The sequence below is a fragment of the Rugamonas rivuli genome (assembly GCF_009380165.1).
Lineage (GTDB): Bacteria > Pseudomonadota > Gammaproteobacteria > Burkholderiales > Burkholderiaceae_D > Rugamonas > Rugamonas rivuli.
In genome coordinates, this window is the sequence record NZ_WHUF01000011.1 from 1 (window position 1) to 14,827 (window position 14,827).

The following is a 14,827-nucleotide window of genomic DNA, read 5'->3' on the forward strand; positions in this document are numbered from 1 at the left end:
GCACGCCGGCCCAGCTGGCCGACGCCGCCGCCCTGCCGCGCCGCGCCGCGCTGGCGCACGCGGTCTACGCGCCGGAAGTGCGGCACCCGGTCGAAGTGGGCGCCGACCAGCAAGCCCACCTGGTGGCCTGGCTGTCGAAGCGGCTGGGGGCGCCATTGAAGCCGCCGCAGCTGGCGGCGCTGGGCTATGCGCTGGAAGGGGGGCGGCTGCTGCCCGGCCACAGCGGGCCGGTCGCGCAATTCATGTACCGCGACAGCGGCGGCGCGCGCCTGACGCTGTACGTGTCGACCGAACAAGCCGACGGCAAGGAAACCGGCTTCCGCTTTGCGCAGGAAGGCCAGGTGGGCGTGTTTTACTGGATAGACGGGCGCTACGGCTACGCCCTGTCCGGCAACCTGGACAAGGCGGCGCTGGCCGCCGTGGCCAACGCCGTCTACGCCCAGCTGGAACCGGCGGGTTGAACGCTTACGAAGCGTGCTTGCTGATTTCGATCAGGCGCGAGCGCATGACGTCGCTGGCGGCAGGCCCCGGCGCGAACATATAGTCCTCGTCGTTGATGGCCAGGCCGCTGTTGGCGTCCACCAGCACCTGGTCGGCCGGCTTGCCGGTTTCGCGGCTGACCACCAGCAGGCTGGCGCCTTCCGGTGCCAGGTGGTCGTTGCCCCAGGCGATGAAGGCCAGCAGCACCGGCTTGAAGGCGCGGCCGGACTTGGTCAGCACGTATTCATAGCGCGGCGGGCGGGCGCTGTACTGGCGCCGCTCCATCAGGCCCCCTTCGACCAGCCCGGCCAGGCGGCGGGTCAGCATATTCGGGGCGATCTTCAGGCTCTTCTCGAATTCATCGAAGCGCGACAGGCCATAAAACGCGTCGCGCAGGATCAGGATACTCCACCACTCCCCTACTTTGCCCAGGCTGCGGGCGATGGGGCAAGGCATGCGGCCAAAGTCGGTATGTTTCATTTTTGACTCCTCGGTTCCAGGGTTAGCAAAACAAAAAACCAGCAAACACAGCACGTCGAAAAACAGAGTTACTTGCAAGTTAGAGGAAACAATTTGTGACTTTTTTAGGTGATGTCGCCGGTGTGACAATGTGTGTATTTTCACGCTCCGGTTTGCCCGCCTGTCGCCGCCACAATTTTTGGGTGTTTCCCCTATGAAAAACTCGATCTTTCCGCCTTCTCCCCAGCCTCAAAAATAGGCTAAAAAAGCAGGCAAAAGACTCTCCAAAAATCACTTAATTTCCATGCGTCAATTCCCATGTAAAATGTGTCCATTCGAGAGCATGTTTTTACGGGGTAAAATTCTTCCTGTAGATTCATGCCGCGATACCTGATGGCTCCCTCAGGAACCGGTCTGAATGCCCCCATGCCGGTTGTGGCCATCGCACGATAGCCGCGCACCTTAAAAACGTGTGTCAAAGATGAAAACTTTGTTCAAAGCCCTTACCCTCGTCCTGCTCAGCGCACCGCTGCTGGCGCACGCCGGTAACAAAATCGCCACCGGCACCATGCAGGTCAGCTTCACCGTGACCGAATCGTGCAACGTGCAATCGGCCGCCGTCGGCGCCACCCAGCGTCCCGCCGTGTCCTGCCAGCTGAACACGCCCTACCAGGTCAAGCGCAACGCCGACAAGGCCGTCGCCGCACCCGCCGCCACCACCGCGCCGGCCGCCATCGTCAACGCCGCGCCACTCCGCGCCGAAAGCGGCGCGCAGGACTGGACCATCTACTTCTAAGCGGCGCCCGCCGCGGCGTTCGATCTCAGAACGCCACCAACGCCGTCACCGTATCCTTGTAAGACCCCGGCAGCACCGCGCTCTGCGACGGCACCAGCCCGTACACCGTGACCGACTGCGTGCTGCCGTCGCCGGTTCCCGTCACCATCACCGTGCCGCCCGAGCCATCGCCCCACAGCGTCCCGTCCAGCGTGTTCGACAGCTGGTACGACACTTTGTTGCTCGCGCTGGCCAGGTTTTGCATCTTGCGCGCCGTCACGCTGCCGGCCACGCTGCCGCCGTTGAGCGAGATCTGGTAGGCGGCGTTGGGGCTGCACGCCACCGCGATCGATGACGTGGCGCGCACCGGGTTGCTGATCAGGCTGCCGCTGGGAAAAGCCAGCGCGCCGGCGCTGATGGTGCAATCGTTGATCACCTCGGCGCGCGCCTGGAACGGCAGCGCCGACACCGGGCCGGCCAGGCAGGCCGGCAAGCCGCCCAGCACGAAGGAATACTGCATGGCCGCGCTGCCGGCGCCGAAATCCGAGGTGTACATGGCCGAGCCGGTGCCGGCGGTCTTGGCGGCCGACAGCGAGGCGTCCGCCGTCAGCTGGCCGTACACCGTCACCGTCTGCGACAGCGTGCCGGCGGTGCCGCCCTTGGTCATGGTGAGGATGATGGGCGTGGGCGTGGCCGCCACCGTCGGCGCGCCCCAGATCTTCGCCGCCGCGTAGCTGGCGTCGGTGTACAGGTTGTAGTTCAGCGTCTGCGTGCCGTACTTGAGCTGGCGCGGCGTGGTGCTGGCCGAATTCGTGCCATTGCCCAGGAACAGGCACACCGTCACGTTGGGGAACAGCACCAGGAAGGGCGCGATCGCGCCGATGCCGGTCCAGGTGCAGGTGACGGTGGCGGTGCCGGTGGTGGTGACATTGGCGCCGCCGATCGGGCTGACCGGCGTGAACAGCACATCGGTCATGCTGGCGGTGCAGGTGTCGGCGCGCGCATGGCCGGCGGCCAGCATCGCCAGCAATCCCAGTGCAGGAGCCAGGCGGACGGCGCGCATCAGTGCACCGCCTTGCAGACTAGCGGCCCCAGCGTGGGCAAGGCGCGCAGCGGATCGGCCAGGTAGGCGAACTGCACCGCGCAAGCTTGCGCGCCCTCGCCGATCAGCAAATGGTTGTCCGCCTGCAAGCGGTCGACGAAGGCCATGCCGTCGAAGCCGACCACGGTGCGGCCGCCGCTTTCCACATGCAGCACCGCCGTGCCGGCGGCGACCGGCTTGCCGTCGGCGGTCTGCAGCAGCACGCTGGCGGCGGCGTATTTCTCCACCGGGAAATGCGCGAGCACGCCCGACAGCCGCGCCGGCACCACGTCGATGGACGTGGTGGCGATGCGCGCATCGAGCGGCAGGCCGGAGGTGTCGATGGCCAGCGGGTTGGACAAATACGGATTCAGGTTGGGCACCAGCAGATGGCCGCCGCGGTCGGTCTGGCCGATGCGGCGGTTGGCCTGCAGCACCGGCACGCCGGCCACGCCGTCGGTCGACACCAGCGCGAAGCCGGCGCCGACCTGGCGCGCCGCCTGCAGCGAACCGTCCATCAGCACCAGCGCCCCGGCCAGGTCGAGCGCGCTGTTGCGCTTGCCGCCGGCCTCCTGCGTGAAGGCGCTGAGCTGGCCGTAGGCGCCCAGGTACTGGCCCTGCGCCTGGCGCAGCGCGGCGTCGCCGCTGCCGGCCTGCTGCAGTCCCCAGCCGAAGCCGCCGCCGTAGTCCGGCGCGCGCGACATGGTGTAGGTGGTGGCGCGCACCGCGCCCTGGCGGCCGCGGCTGGCGTTGGCGGCGATGCGCTCGCCGAAGGTCATGCTCAGGCTGAAGAACAGGCCGCGCACCTTGCTGTCGTTGAGGTCGCGGTAGGCGCTGGCGCTGACGTACAAGCCCTGCCCGATCGCGGCCGAGTACGAGGCCGAGACGATGCGCGCCGCCGGCGCCAGCGGCACGCGCGCGGCGACATAGCTGACGCCCACGCTCTGGCCCAGCGGCAGCGCCAGGTTGAGCGTGACGCGGTCGCTGGCCAGCGGCGACAGGCCGCCGCCCGCCGTGCCGAGGTCGCTGTAGCCGGCGCTGGCGCGCAGCCGCAGGGTATCGATGCTGAACCAGCGGCTCAGGTACTGGTAGCCCAGCGTGGCCTGGCCGCCGCGTCCGCCGACGGTGTAGAGCGTGCCGACGGTGACGGCAGCGCCGGGCGCCGCCGGCGGCAATACGCCCTGCACGGCGGTGGCGCGGCCGCTGCTGCCGGCCGCCGAGGCGCTGACCACGCCGGCCTGGCCCAGCTTCCACAGCGCGCCGGCGCCGCCGTTGAGCAAGCCCCGTCCCGCCTCGCCGTGCGTCTCCAGCGTCAGGCTGTCGCTGACGCCGTAGCGCAGCGCGCCGCTGGCCGACGGCGTGCGCGCATAGTTGAAGGAATCGCGGCCGTAGTTGCGGCGCAGCGCGCCCAGCTCCAGCGAATAGTCGCTCAGGCCGGTGGCCAGCAGGCGGGTGTCGACGTACAGCGGCAGCACGGTGGCGACCGCGCGGCCGGCGGCGTCGCGCGTCACCAGCGTGGCCTGGCCGGCGCCGTTGATGCCGGCCACCTGGTTGATGACGAAGGGACCGGGCGGCACCGTCATCTCGACCTGGCGCACGCCGTTGACGAACAGGCTGACCGCGCTGGGCACCACGGCCGAACCGTTGAGCGAGGCGACCGGATAGGTCAGCAGGTCAGGCCGCAGGTCGAAGCTCTTGCGCCACTGCACGCCGGCCATGCGCAGCGCACGGCTCCAGCTCAGCGAGGAGGAAATCAGGTCGCCGACCTGCCAGGTTTCCAGCGTGTCCGGATCGGCCTGGGACCAGGCGCTGTCGAAGCGGATGAACTGGTTCTGGCCCTGGCCGGTGTTCCACACGCCGTTGCTGCTGAACACGCCACGCGGCGAAAAATAGCGCAGCTCGCTCAGCAGCGATGCGCTGCGCTGCGCGCCCAGCTGGGCGTAGACATCGTAGTTAAGCACGTAACCCGGCGAGACCCGCGCCGGCGCCGCGCGCGGTGCGCTGCGCGCGCTCAGCGCCACCGGCGTGCGCAGCGCATCGCTGACGCGCAGCGCGATCCGCTGCAGCGCGGCGTCGTACTCGTAGCTCAGGCCCGGCACGGCGTCGAGGTCGAATTCCTCCTGCCCCTGCAGCCCGAACAGCGCGGGATCGAGCTGCAGGTCGCGCAGATTCTGCACCGTGCTGCGCAGGCCGGCCTTGCCGCGGGTAAAGCGCAATATCAGTCCGCTTGCTTCGCCGTTCACGCTTACCTCCAGAAAAAACTCATCGGTTGCCGCCGCCGGGATGCGGGGTACCCTGTCTTCGGACGCGCCGCCGGCGTGCTGCGCCCGCGCCTCGCCCGAGGCCGCGCACGCCAGCCAGGCCAGGCTCGCCAGCCACCCTGCCAGACGCCGCGCGCCAGTGATGTCGGGACCTTGGTTCAGAGCGAAAATCTCCGGTACTGCGCCGGCCCGGCCGGCGCGTTCTATCAATCCACCTTGTCCACCGTCACCGCCGTCTGCGCCTGCATATTGATGTTGGCCTTGACCGCCAGCCGGCCGTTCAAGTCGGCGTCGCCGGGCGTCGGCAAGCGCCACTCGCGCAGCTGGCCCGACAGCACATAACCGAACAAGCCCTGCGCCAGCACGAACTGCTTGCCGGCCGCGTTGCTCAGCTCCAGCGCGCCGATCTGCGCCCGCTGGTTGCCGCTGTTGCGCACCCGCAGCATCCAGCCCGCGTCTTTGCGGAACACGGCCCAGGCCAGCGCCGGCGCGCCGCGCTCGTCGGGCGGCAGCACGAACATCGGCACCGAGTAGCGCAGCCGGATGTCGACGCCGCTGCCGGCCGCCGGGTCTTCGCGCGGAATCTCATCGATCAGGATGCGGTAGCTCAGCTCGCGGGTGGCCGGCTGCTCGCTGCGCCGCACCAGCCGGATCACCTGGCTGCTCTTGGGCGCGATCTGGATGATGGGCGGGCTGGGCACGACTTCCTGGGTCGGCGTCAGCACGTCGTCGCCGTCCTTCTGCTCCCACAGGAACACCCTGACCTGGCCGTACACCGGGCTCTCGCTCAGGTTTTGCATGGAAATGCCGGTCGCCCCCTGGCCGGCGCGCAAGGTGATCATCACCGGCGAGATCTGCAGGTTGGCCGCGTGCACCGCCGCAGCGGCCCACAGCAGGAAACCGCCCAAGATCCAGCCGGTACAACGCGCCAGTGTGTTCATTACGCCCCTGCGGTCCAGTTCGCACATTGCCTTCGTTCAACTGTCGATTTCATTATCATCGATCTAAGAAACATGTGCTTTTGCCACAAGCGACGGCGGTTTTGATTGCGTAGAAATCTATTAAAAATATTTTCAGCATAGGCAAAATTTGCAACAAGCTTGCAAGCCGGCTCAGAAATACACCGTCGCCGTGATGGTCGATTTGTAGGCATCCGGCTGCGGCGTGGTCTGCACCGGGATCTGGCCGTAGACCGTCAGCGTTTGCGCGACGCCGGTGCCGGTGCCGCTCTTGGTGTCGGTGCCCTGGGTGTTGCCCCACAGCGTGGCGCCGTTGGTCTGGAACAGATTGAAGGCGATGGTGCTGGTGTTGCCGGCGGTGCCGCTCATATAGCGCGTGGTGCCGCTGGAGCCGGTGCCGGTGCCGGCGCTGAGGCCGACGTTGTACGGCGTGGTGTTGGTGCACAGCACGCTCAGCGTGGTGTTGGCGGTGACGGCGGTCGACAGCACGCCCTGCGACGAGCCGAAGTCCAGCGTATTGGCGGCGATGGTGCAGTCGGCGATGATGGTCACTTGCGCATCGAAGGTGGTGGTGCGGCTGCCGTTGCTGTAGACGGCGGCGCCGGCCAGGTGCGGCACGAGCAGGCCGAGGGACAGGATGGCGGCGAGGCGTTGGACGGTAGGGCGCATGATGAAACTCCAAAAAAAAGTAAAAGGATGGGTGCTGGGAAGTTGTACCTATGCCACACTCGGATGGCGCAAATCGGGCTGTACCGGGACCGGATCAGAAATACACGGTGGCGGTGATGGTCGATTTGTAGGTGTCCGGCTGCGGCGTGGTCTGCACCGGGATCTGGCCGTAGACCGTCAGCGTTTGCGCGACGCCGGTGCCGGTGCCGCTCTTGGTGTCGGTGCCCTGGGTATTGCCCCAGGCGGTGGCGCCGTTGGTCTGGAACAGGTTGAAGCCGATGGTGCTGGTGTTGCCGGCCGTGCCGCTCATATAGCGCGTGGTGCCGCTGGAGCCGGTGCCGGTGCCGGCGCTGAGGCCGACGTTGTACGGCGTGGTGTTGGTGCACAGCACGCTCAGCGTGGTGTTGGCGGTGACGGCGGTCGACAGCACGCCCTGCGAGGAACCGAAGTTCAGGTTGTTGGCGGCGATGGTGCAATCGGCGATGATGGTCAGCGTGACGTCGAAGGTGCTGGTGCGGCTGCCGTTGCTGTAGATGGCGGCGTCGGCGGCGGCGGCAAACAGGGTGGTGGCGGCCAGGACGGCGGCGAAACGGCAAGCGCGTTCAGTGTTGGTCATGTCAAAACTCCGTAAGTCGAGATATAAAAAATGAGATTTTTCGTAGCTCAACTCGCTGATTGGGAGTTGCATGCTGTGGCGCCGGGGGCGCCGGACCGGCTGTAGCTGGGCGCGGTCGTGACAGGTTTCGGTTTCGTTCGCTGGCGCGCTGCTTATTGCCGTTCGCCAACTGATGAGTCCATTATTCACGATAAAAAAAAATCGTGCTTTTGCGCAATGTGACAGCGGTTCTGTTAGCGGAGAAATCTATTAAAAAATTTCAAAAGATAGGCATAATACGCAACAGGGCGTGACAAAACCTTATCAACCAGGTCTCAAAGGTGGGCCATGCAGACTGCCAATGACACACAGACACGCAAGATCCTGATCGTGGACGACTCCGCGTTCGAACAGCGCGTGCTGGTCGACCTGCTCAGCGAGCTGCCCTACAAGGTCTCGGTGGCCTTCAACGGCCTGCAAGGCTACCAGCTGGCGCTGGCCCAGCATCCCGACCTGATCCTGCTGGACGTGCGCATGCCCAGCATGGACGGCTACACCGCCTGCCGCCTGCTCAAGGCCAACCCCGTCACCCAGGACATCCCCATCATCTTCCTCAGCGGCGCCGACGCCGACGAGGAGCGCATCATGGGCCTGTCGATCGGCGGGGTGGATTTCGTCGCCAAGCCGTTCTCGCCGGGCGAACTGGCGGCGCGCATCCAGGTGCACCTGAACCTGGCCCGCCGCGCCAGCCAGCCGCGCGCGGCCTCAAGCGCCACCGGCGACGCCCCCGCCGCGCGCGCGCCGGCGGCCGACACCGATCCCGACGCCGTCATCGTCAATGCCGCCAAGCGCCTGATCGTCGACAACCTGGCCTCGCTGCCGGGCCTGGCCGAGATCGCCCGCAGCGTCGGCACCTACCGCGAGAAACTGTCGCAGGTGTTCCGCGAGCAGACCGGCATGACGGTGTTCGCCTTCATCCGCGAAACCCGCATCCGGCGCGGCGAGGAACTATTGAGGGATACCGACATCGACGTGCAGGACATCGCCCTGCTGATCGGCTTCAACAACGCCGGCAACTTCGCCACCGCCTTCCGCGAGCGCATCGGCGTCACGCCCAGCGCCTTCCGCCAGGCGATCCAGCAAAAAAAAACGCCGCTCGGCTGAAGCCGGCGGCGTGGTCGGACGCGGATGCGGACGCGGAAGTGCCGGCGCTCAGCGCAGGCGGAACACGCTGACCACGCTGGCCAGGTTGGCGGCCTGCTCCTGCAGCGAACCGGCGGCGGCGGCGGCCTGCTCGACCAGCGCGGCGTTCTGCTGCGTCACCTCGTCCATCTGCACGATGGCCTTGTTGACTTCCTCGATACCGGTGCTCTGCTCGCTGCTGGCGGCGGAGATTTCCGCCACCACGTCGCTGACGCGGCGCACGCTGGACACCACCTCGGCCATCGTGCTGCCGGCCTGCTGCACCAGCGCCGTGCCGCTGTCGACCTGCACCACCGAATCGTCGATCAAGCCCTTGATTTCCTTGGCGGCCGCCGCCGAGCGCTGGGCCAGGTTGCGCACCTCGGAAGCGACCACGGCGAACCCGCGCCCCTGCTCGCCGGCGCGCGCCGCCTCCACCGCCGCGTTCAGCGCCAGGATGTTGGTCTGGAAGGCGATGCCGTCGATGACCGAAATGATGTCGACGATCTTGCGCGACGACGCGCTGATCCATTCCATGGTGGCGATCACCTCGCCCACCACCTTGCCGCCGTCGGCCGCCGTGCTGGAGGCCGACTGCGCCAGCTGGTTGGCCTGGCGCGCGTTGTCGGCGTTCTGCTTGACGGTCGAGGTCAGCTCTTCCATCGCCGACGCGGTTTCCTCCAGCGAGCTGGCCTGGCCCTCGGTGCGGGCCGACAGGTCCAGGTTGCCGCTGGCGATTTCGGCCGACGCCGTGGCGATGGTGTCGGTGCCGCCGCGCACTTCGCCGACCACCCGCAGCAGGCTGTCGTTCATGGCCTTGAGCGACTGCATCAGCTGCCCCGTTTCATCCTTGCCGTGGCTGGCGATGTGGGCCGTCAGATCGCCCTCGGCCACGCGGCGGGCCACGCCCACCGCCTCTTCCAGCGGCCCGGCGACGATGCGCGCCACCACCGTCGCCAGCACCATGCTGAGCACGATCAGCACGACCAGCGTGCCGATGATCATCTTGCGCGACATCGAGAAGGTGTCGCTCGCGCCCTGGTCGGCGGCGGCGCTGCCGTCGTCGTTGATCTTGACCAGCGCGTCGAGCTGCTCGTTGGCCTGGCGGAACAGCTTGTTGGAACCGCCGCGGAACAGGGTGCGCGCCTCGTCCTTCTTGCCCTCGCGCGACAGCGCCGCCAGCTTGGCGCTGCTGGCCAGGTAGTCGTCCAGGGATTTCTGCAACTCGGCGTAGATGCGTTTTTCTTCCGGCTCGGAGACCAGCGTCGCATACGAGGCTTGCTGTTTGCGCAAGGTTTCCAGGCGCGAGGCCATCGACTTGTCGGTGGCCGCCATGTCCGCCTCGTCGCTCAGCAGGATGTGGGTGGCCTCGGAAATCCGATAGCGCGACAGCGAGGACTGGATCTGCCCCAGGTAGCGCACCGCCGGCATCCAGTTGGTGGCGATGTCGGTCGAGGCCTGGTTGACCTTGACCAGCTGGGCCAGCGAAAACACGCCCAGCAGACAGGTCAGCGCGATCACGACGCCGAACGCCACGATCAGCTTTTTGCCGATTCTCAAGTCGTAAAACCATTGCATGGTATCTCCTCCGGTAATTCCTTATGGAAATATCATGATAGAACGGGTGACGGTGAATGTCACCCCTTCATTTCAGCTGTTTAGCAACGGTTTAGAACCTGGTGTTGAGTTTGAGCGACGCGAAACGCCCGCGCGGATCGGCCTGGGTAAAGTCGAAGAAGGCGGTCGACGAATCCCACGACGGCCGCTGGTCGGTCAGGTTTTGCACCGCCAGCGTCAGCGTGGTGGCCTTGCCCAGCTTGCGCGACACGCTCAGGTCGTAGGTGGCGTTGGACGACACATGCTCGCCGGCGCGCGCGGCTTGCGCAGTCTGGTCGTAGCCGCTGGTGTAGTTCCAGGTCAGCGTGCTGCTCCAGTTGCCGATGTCCCAGGTGGCGTGGCTGACGCCGCGCCAGCCCGGCAGCGAACCGAAGTAGTTGTTGCCGGCGCCATTGGTCAGCGGCTCGCCTTCCGACAGCGGCGCGGCGTAGCGGAACAGGCGGCTCAGCTGCGCGCGCAGGTCCAGCTTGCCGTACGCGGCGCTGGTGTAGCTCTGGCGCAGGTCGAAGTCGACGCCGGACACCACGCGGTCGCCCTGATTGCTGTACTGCAGATACAGCGTGCTGATGCGGCCGTCGGCATCGCGCACCACCTGGCCCGGACGGTTGGCGGCGATGATGGTGTCGCTGCTGTCGGTGCCGATCACGCCGCGCGTCTTGATGCGGTAGTAGTCGACGCCGACGCTGCTGGTGCTGCTCGGGGCGATCACGAAGCCGAGGTTGAGGTTGTCCGAACGCTCGGGCCGCAGCGCGGCGTTGGCGGTGGTGACGTTGGTGACGCCGCGCGCCTGCTTGGGCGCGATCGGATCGCGCGGATCGATGACGGCGCCGTAGCTGACCGAATTGCTGTTGGTGATCTCCGGCAGCGACGGCGCGCGGAAGCCGCGCGACACCGTGCCGCGCAGCAGCAGCCCGGGCACGGCCTCGTAGCGCAGGCTGGCCTTGGGCGAGAAGGCGTTGCCGAAGTCGCTGTAGTGGTCGGCGCGGCCGGCCACGTTCAGGTTCAGCTTGCTGGTCAGCGGCGCGTTGGCTTCGGCAAACAGCGCCGACACATCGCGCTGGCCGTTGATGATGTTGATGGCCGGACGCAGCTCGGTGCCCGACAGCACGGCGCTCGAGGTGTTCGAGTTCATGCCTTCGCGGCGCCACTGGCCGCCCAGCGCGATGCCGAGCGGGCCGGCCGGCAAGTCCAGCAGGTCGCGCGCGGCGGAAACGTCCACCGTGGTCAGCTGCGATTGCGCCGGACGCAAGGTCGACAGGCGCAGGCGGTTGCGCACCGCCTCGCTGTTCTTGCTTTGGTCGGCGAAGTTGTAGCTGCCGTCGGCCAGCACTTTTTCAAACTCGTAGCGGTTGACGAAGTTCTGCACCGTCTCTTCCAGCGTGCTGGCCGAGCGGCCCAGCGAGGCGTCCACGTCCCAGCCCGCCAGCTGGCCCTTGACGCCGCCCAGCGCGCGGTAGAAGTCGACCTTGTCGGCCTTCAGGCGCGGGCCCAGGTCGAACAGCGTGGCGGTGATCGCCACCGGCGTCGTGCCCGGATTGTTCGGATGGCCGACCGGCAGCGTCGCGCCTATCGTGTCGAGCTTCTGGCTCTTGTTGTTCCAGGCGCGCAGGCTGCTGCTGACCGTCAGCGGTGCGCCGAAGGTCTGGTCGGCGCGCGAGTAGCTGTACAGCAGGTCGGCATAGGCCACCAGCTCCGGCGTCAATTGCAGGCTGCCGCGCACCGACGCGTGCACGCGCTGCACCGCCGGGATCAGCGTCTTGTATTCGGCCGGATTGTAGGCCAGCACCTGGCCCTGCTTGCCGTCGCTGATCGCGCCGTACGGCGTCAGCTGCAGCGGACCCTGCACGCCGCCCAGCAGTTTGGTGGCGTCGGTGCCGTAGTAGTTGGTCGGGGTCCAGGCCAGGCTGCCGTTCTGCTGGCTGCGGAAATCGCTGCCGCGCATCCAGTCCACATCGGTCTGCTGCAGCTTGCTGCGCTGCTGGGCATCGAGCGCGAACACCAGGCTGTAGCCATTGTCCGCCAGCGAGCCGAAGCCGGTCTGCAGCGCCGCGCGGCGGTCGGTCTGGCCCGTGCCCTGGGTCGACGCGCCGCCCTCCACCGTCACTTCCGTGCCCTTGAATTCCTGGTACAGGATGATGTTGACCCCCCCCGCCACCGCGTCCGAACCGTAGATCGACGACGCGCCATCCTTGAGCACCTCGATGCGCTGCACCGCCGCCATCGGCAGGCTGTTCAGGTCGACAAACACTTCCTGCAAATCCTGCGCCGTCGCATACGGGCTGACGCGCTTGCCGTTGACCAGCACCAGCGTGTTCTTCTGCCCCAGGCCGCGCAGCGACACGCCGGCCGTGCCGGCCGAGAAGCTGCCCGTGTACTGTTCGTTGTAGCTGTTGCCGCTGTTGGCGGCCAGCGAGCGGATGACGTCGGCGATGCTGGTCTTGCCGCTGGCGGCGATATCCTTGGCGGTAAGCACCTCGATGGCGGCGGCGCCCTCTTTTTCGGTGACGCGGATATTCGAGCCGGTGACGATGACGCGCGCGGGATCGGCGGCGGCTTCGGCGTTTGCCAGTTGCGGGAAGGCGGCGGCCAGCGCCAGGGTGATGCTGAGTGGTTTGAACATGATTCCTCTTGGTGGGTTTGGTACTGCTTTTCCGATAGAAAAAGCGTGCAAAAGCGCGGCCGCTGCCGGCCTGGTGGGCCGGACGGATTTGCTCGATGGGACTACGGGGGTGTGAAAGCGGCGTTACAGCGCGCGCCACATGCACTGCGCCATGCAAAGCATGTACAGGACGTGGCGATAGGAGGCTGAGGTGGAAACGTGAGTGCGATGCATGGCTACAGGCCGCTGATACTTGGAGCCTGAACTATAAAGACCGCCGCCGGCGAAGGGAACGAATTAAATTCTACTTGTATATGCCAATTGAATCTAAAGCGGCGCCGCATGCATTTGGCGCCGCCAGAAGAACCACGACACCAGCGCATTGAGCCAGTAGGCCGCGTACAGCGCGGCGGTCAGGTGCAGGCCGCGGCTGGCGTACAGCGGCACCGAGATGGTGTTGACCAGCAGCCAGAACGGCCAGGTGTCGAGGCGCCGGCCCATCAGCAGCAGCTGGGCCACGATGCTGAACATCAGCACCGCCGAATCGATGAAGGGCGCGTAGGCGTTGGTGTAAGCCTGCAGCATCAGGCCGTAGGCGGCGGTGGCGGCCAGGCCGACGCCGACCATCCAGCCCAGCGCGCCCAGCCTGGCGCGGCGGATCGGCAGCGCGCCGCCGCCGTCGCCGCGCACCCAGCGCAGCCAGCCGATGACGCAGGTGACGATGAAGAACAGCTGCAGCGCGACGTCGGCATACAGGTTGACGCTGTAGAACAGCGCGGCAAACATCGCACAGCCGACCACGCCCAGCCACCACGAATGCACATTGTTGCGGCCGGCCAGCACGATCGATACGGTCATGACGATGTTGGCGGCGATTTCCAGGGGAGCGGTCAAGCGAGGGGTCCAGTCGGTTGGTGGGCCTAGTTGCGGCAGTCGGCCGGCAGCACCTGGGCGGGGATGTCTTCGCTGCCGCACTGCCAGGCAACGCGCTTATTCTCGTCCAGCCTCGGCGTGAACGCAATAGCCTTGCCGCGATAGACAGGATCGGACGGCAGCACGCGCACCACGCCGTTGCCCGGATCGACAGAGATTTCCTGCACCACGTGGCTGGGGTCGTCCATCGCGTAGCCGGCCTGCGCCAGCGTGGCCGGGCCGCGGCCGTTGGCGTAGAAGTAGCGCTCCACCGCCGCCGTCGCATCCTGACCGACGCCGACCACCTGCGCCATGCGCGCGCGCGCCGCGTAATCGTTGTAGGCCGGCAGCGCCACCGCCGCCAGCATGCCGATCAGCGCGAACACGGCGATCAGCGAGCCGAGTCCGCCGACGCCCAGGCGCGGCACGAACAGCGCCAGCACATAGGCCAGGCCGTGCCGGCCCGGCTGGCTCACCTCGCTGCCCGAGGCCAGCGCCCGCACCACCGCCATGCGCTTGACCAGCCACGGGTAGTCGGCCACCAGCTCGTGGAAGGACATCCAGAAACCGGACGAGGCGCGCGCCTGCGCGGCGTAGCCGGAAGCGTTCATCTGCCGCCAGCGCTTGCCGCCGGCGGCCAGCGCGGCCAGCCCGACCTGGGCGCTTTTCAAATCGTCGCAGGCGTGGAAGCCGTAGCGGTCGCAGGTGTATTCGCGGGCGCGCGCATAGGCCGCGCCCAGCAGCGGCACCAGCGACGCCGGCGCCAGCAGCGCCGACCAGCGCAGGTGGTTGCGCTTGATGTGGCCGATCTCGTGACCGATGTAGAAGTTGATCGCGTCCGGCCGCTCGTCCAGCGCGTCGACCACGTCCGAGTACAGCACGATGATGTGATTGCCGAGAAAGCGCGTGGCGTAAGCGTTGAAGGCGCCGCCCATCTGCAGCAGATAGGCTTCCGGCTCGGCGTCCAGCGCCAGCCGCTGGCAGCAGGCCTGGATGCGCTGGTGCAGGTCGGGGAACTGCTGCGGCGTGATGCGCACCGCCGTGCCGCGCAGCCAGGACACCAGCGCCGACTGGGCGAAGCACCACGACACCACGAACAACAGCAGGTACAGCAGCGCCATGCCCCTGGTGGCGAGCATCAGCCCGGCCCAGATCAGCAGCGACACCACCAGCATCACACCGAACAGCGGTTTTTCGTTCTTATAAACCAGTTCCACAACCTTCCCCGCGCAAAAGTT

General features: G+C 66.9%; 13 protein-coding genes. 3 read left to right on the forward strand and 10 right to left on the reverse strand.

All coding sequences use genetic code 11. From position 1 onward, the window contains the following. Positions 1-461 (forward strand): anti-sigma factor family protein (locus tag GEV01_RS28285; RefSeq protein WP_175023264.1); only part of this gene is annotated, 461 nt, incomplete at its 5' end. Between the two features lie 4 nt (positions 462-465). Here GEV01_RS28285 and GEV01_RS28290 read toward each other — a convergent pair. Next, a complete protein-coding gene (locus GEV01_RS28290) occupies positions 466-960 on the reverse strand; it encodes a winged helix-turn-helix transcriptional regulator (protein WP_152809416.1) in 495 nt (164 codons plus the stop codon). Between the two features lie 460 nt (positions 961-1,420). Here GEV01_RS28290 and GEV01_RS28295 point away from each other — a divergent pair, with 460 nt between their 5' ends. Next, the gene (locus GEV01_RS28295) at positions 1,421-1,735 is read left to right on the forward strand and encodes a Csu type fimbrial protein (RefSeq protein WP_152809417.1); all 315 of its coding nucleotides are present in this window, start codon (positions 1,421-1,423) and stop codon (positions 1,733-1,735) included. A 25-nt stretch (positions 1,736-1,760) separates the two neighbouring features. On the opposite strand, the gene GEV01_RS28300 is transcribed toward GEV01_RS28295, so the two are convergent. The 5 genes from GEV01_RS28300 to GEV01_RS28320 form a co-directional block, all read right to left on the reverse strand. Then, positions 1,761-2,777 carry a Csu type fimbrial protein gene (locus tag GEV01_RS28300; RefSeq protein WP_152809419.1) on the reverse strand — a complete coding sequence of 339 codons (1,017 nt, stop codon included), beginning with the start codon at positions 2,775-2,777 and terminating at the stop codon, positions 1,761-1,763. After that, complete coding sequence (locus tag GEV01_RS28305; protein WP_235914616.1) at positions 2,777-5,266, reverse strand: fimbria/pilus outer membrane usher protein; 2,490 nt, start codon at positions 5,264-5,266, stop codon at positions 2,777-2,779. The genes GEV01_RS28300 and GEV01_RS28305 overlap by 1 nt, the downstream gene beginning before the upstream one ends. Further along, positions 5,263-5,997 carry a fimbrial biogenesis chaperone gene (locus tag GEV01_RS28310; RefSeq protein ID WP_152809421.1) on the reverse strand — a complete coding sequence of 245 codons (735 nt, stop codon included), beginning with the start codon at positions 5,995-5,997 and terminating at the stop codon, positions 5,263-5,265. The genes GEV01_RS28305 and GEV01_RS28310 overlap by 4 nt, the downstream gene beginning before the upstream one ends. A 171-nt stretch (positions 5,998-6,168) precedes the next feature. After that, positions 6,169-6,684, reverse strand: coding sequence for a Csu type fimbrial protein (locus GEV01_RS28315; RefSeq protein ID WP_152809423.1), 516 nt, complete (start codon positions 6,682-6,684; stop codon positions 6,169-6,171). 94 nt (positions 6,685-6,778) lie between these two features. After that, positions 6,779-7,300: a Csu type fimbrial protein gene (locus GEV01_RS28320; protein ID WP_152809425.1), complete on the reverse strand. Its 522-nt coding sequence runs from the start codon at positions 7,298-7,300 to the stop codon at positions 6,779-6,781. 327 nt (positions 7,301-7,627) lie between these two features. Between GEV01_RS28320 and GEV01_RS28325 the strand changes: the two genes are divergently transcribed. After that, on the forward strand, positions 7,628-8,443 hold the full coding sequence (locus tag GEV01_RS28325; RefSeq protein ID WP_152809427.1) for a response regulator transcription factor: 816 nt from the start codon (positions 7,628-7,630) through the stop codon (positions 8,441-8,443). A 48-nt stretch (positions 8,444-8,491) separates the two neighbouring features. Here the strand turns inward: GEV01_RS28325 and GEV01_RS28330 are convergent, their stop codons facing one another. The 4 genes from GEV01_RS28330 to GEV01_RS28345 all read right to left on the reverse strand — a co-directional run bounded on the left by GEV01_RS28330 (position 8,492) and on the right by GEV01_RS28345 (position 14,806). Next, positions 8,492-10,039 (reverse strand): methyl-accepting chemotaxis protein, encoded by a 1,548-nt coding sequence (locus GEV01_RS28330; RefSeq protein WP_152809429.1) that lies wholly within the window; start codon positions 10,037-10,039, stop codon positions 8,492-8,494. A 91-nt stretch (positions 10,040-10,130) separates the two neighbouring features. Beyond that, positions 10,131-12,698, reverse strand: coding sequence for a TonB-dependent receptor (locus tag GEV01_RS28335; RefSeq protein WP_152809431.1), 2,568 nt, complete (start codon positions 12,696-12,698; stop codon positions 10,131-10,133). 306 nt (positions 12,699-13,004) lie between these two features. Next, the gene (pnuC, locus tag GEV01_RS28340) at positions 13,005-13,571 is read right to left on the reverse strand and encodes a nicotinamide riboside transporter PnuC (RefSeq protein ID WP_152809433.1); all 567 of its coding nucleotides are present in this window, start codon (positions 13,569-13,571) and stop codon (positions 13,005-13,007) included. Positions 13,572-13,597: 26 nt separating this feature from the next. Further along, positions 13,598-14,806 (reverse strand): M48 family metalloprotease, encoded by a 1,209-nt coding sequence (locus GEV01_RS28345; protein WP_328595651.1) that lies wholly within the window; start codon positions 14,804-14,806, stop codon positions 13,598-13,600. Positions 14,807-14,827 lie beyond the last annotated feature (21 nt).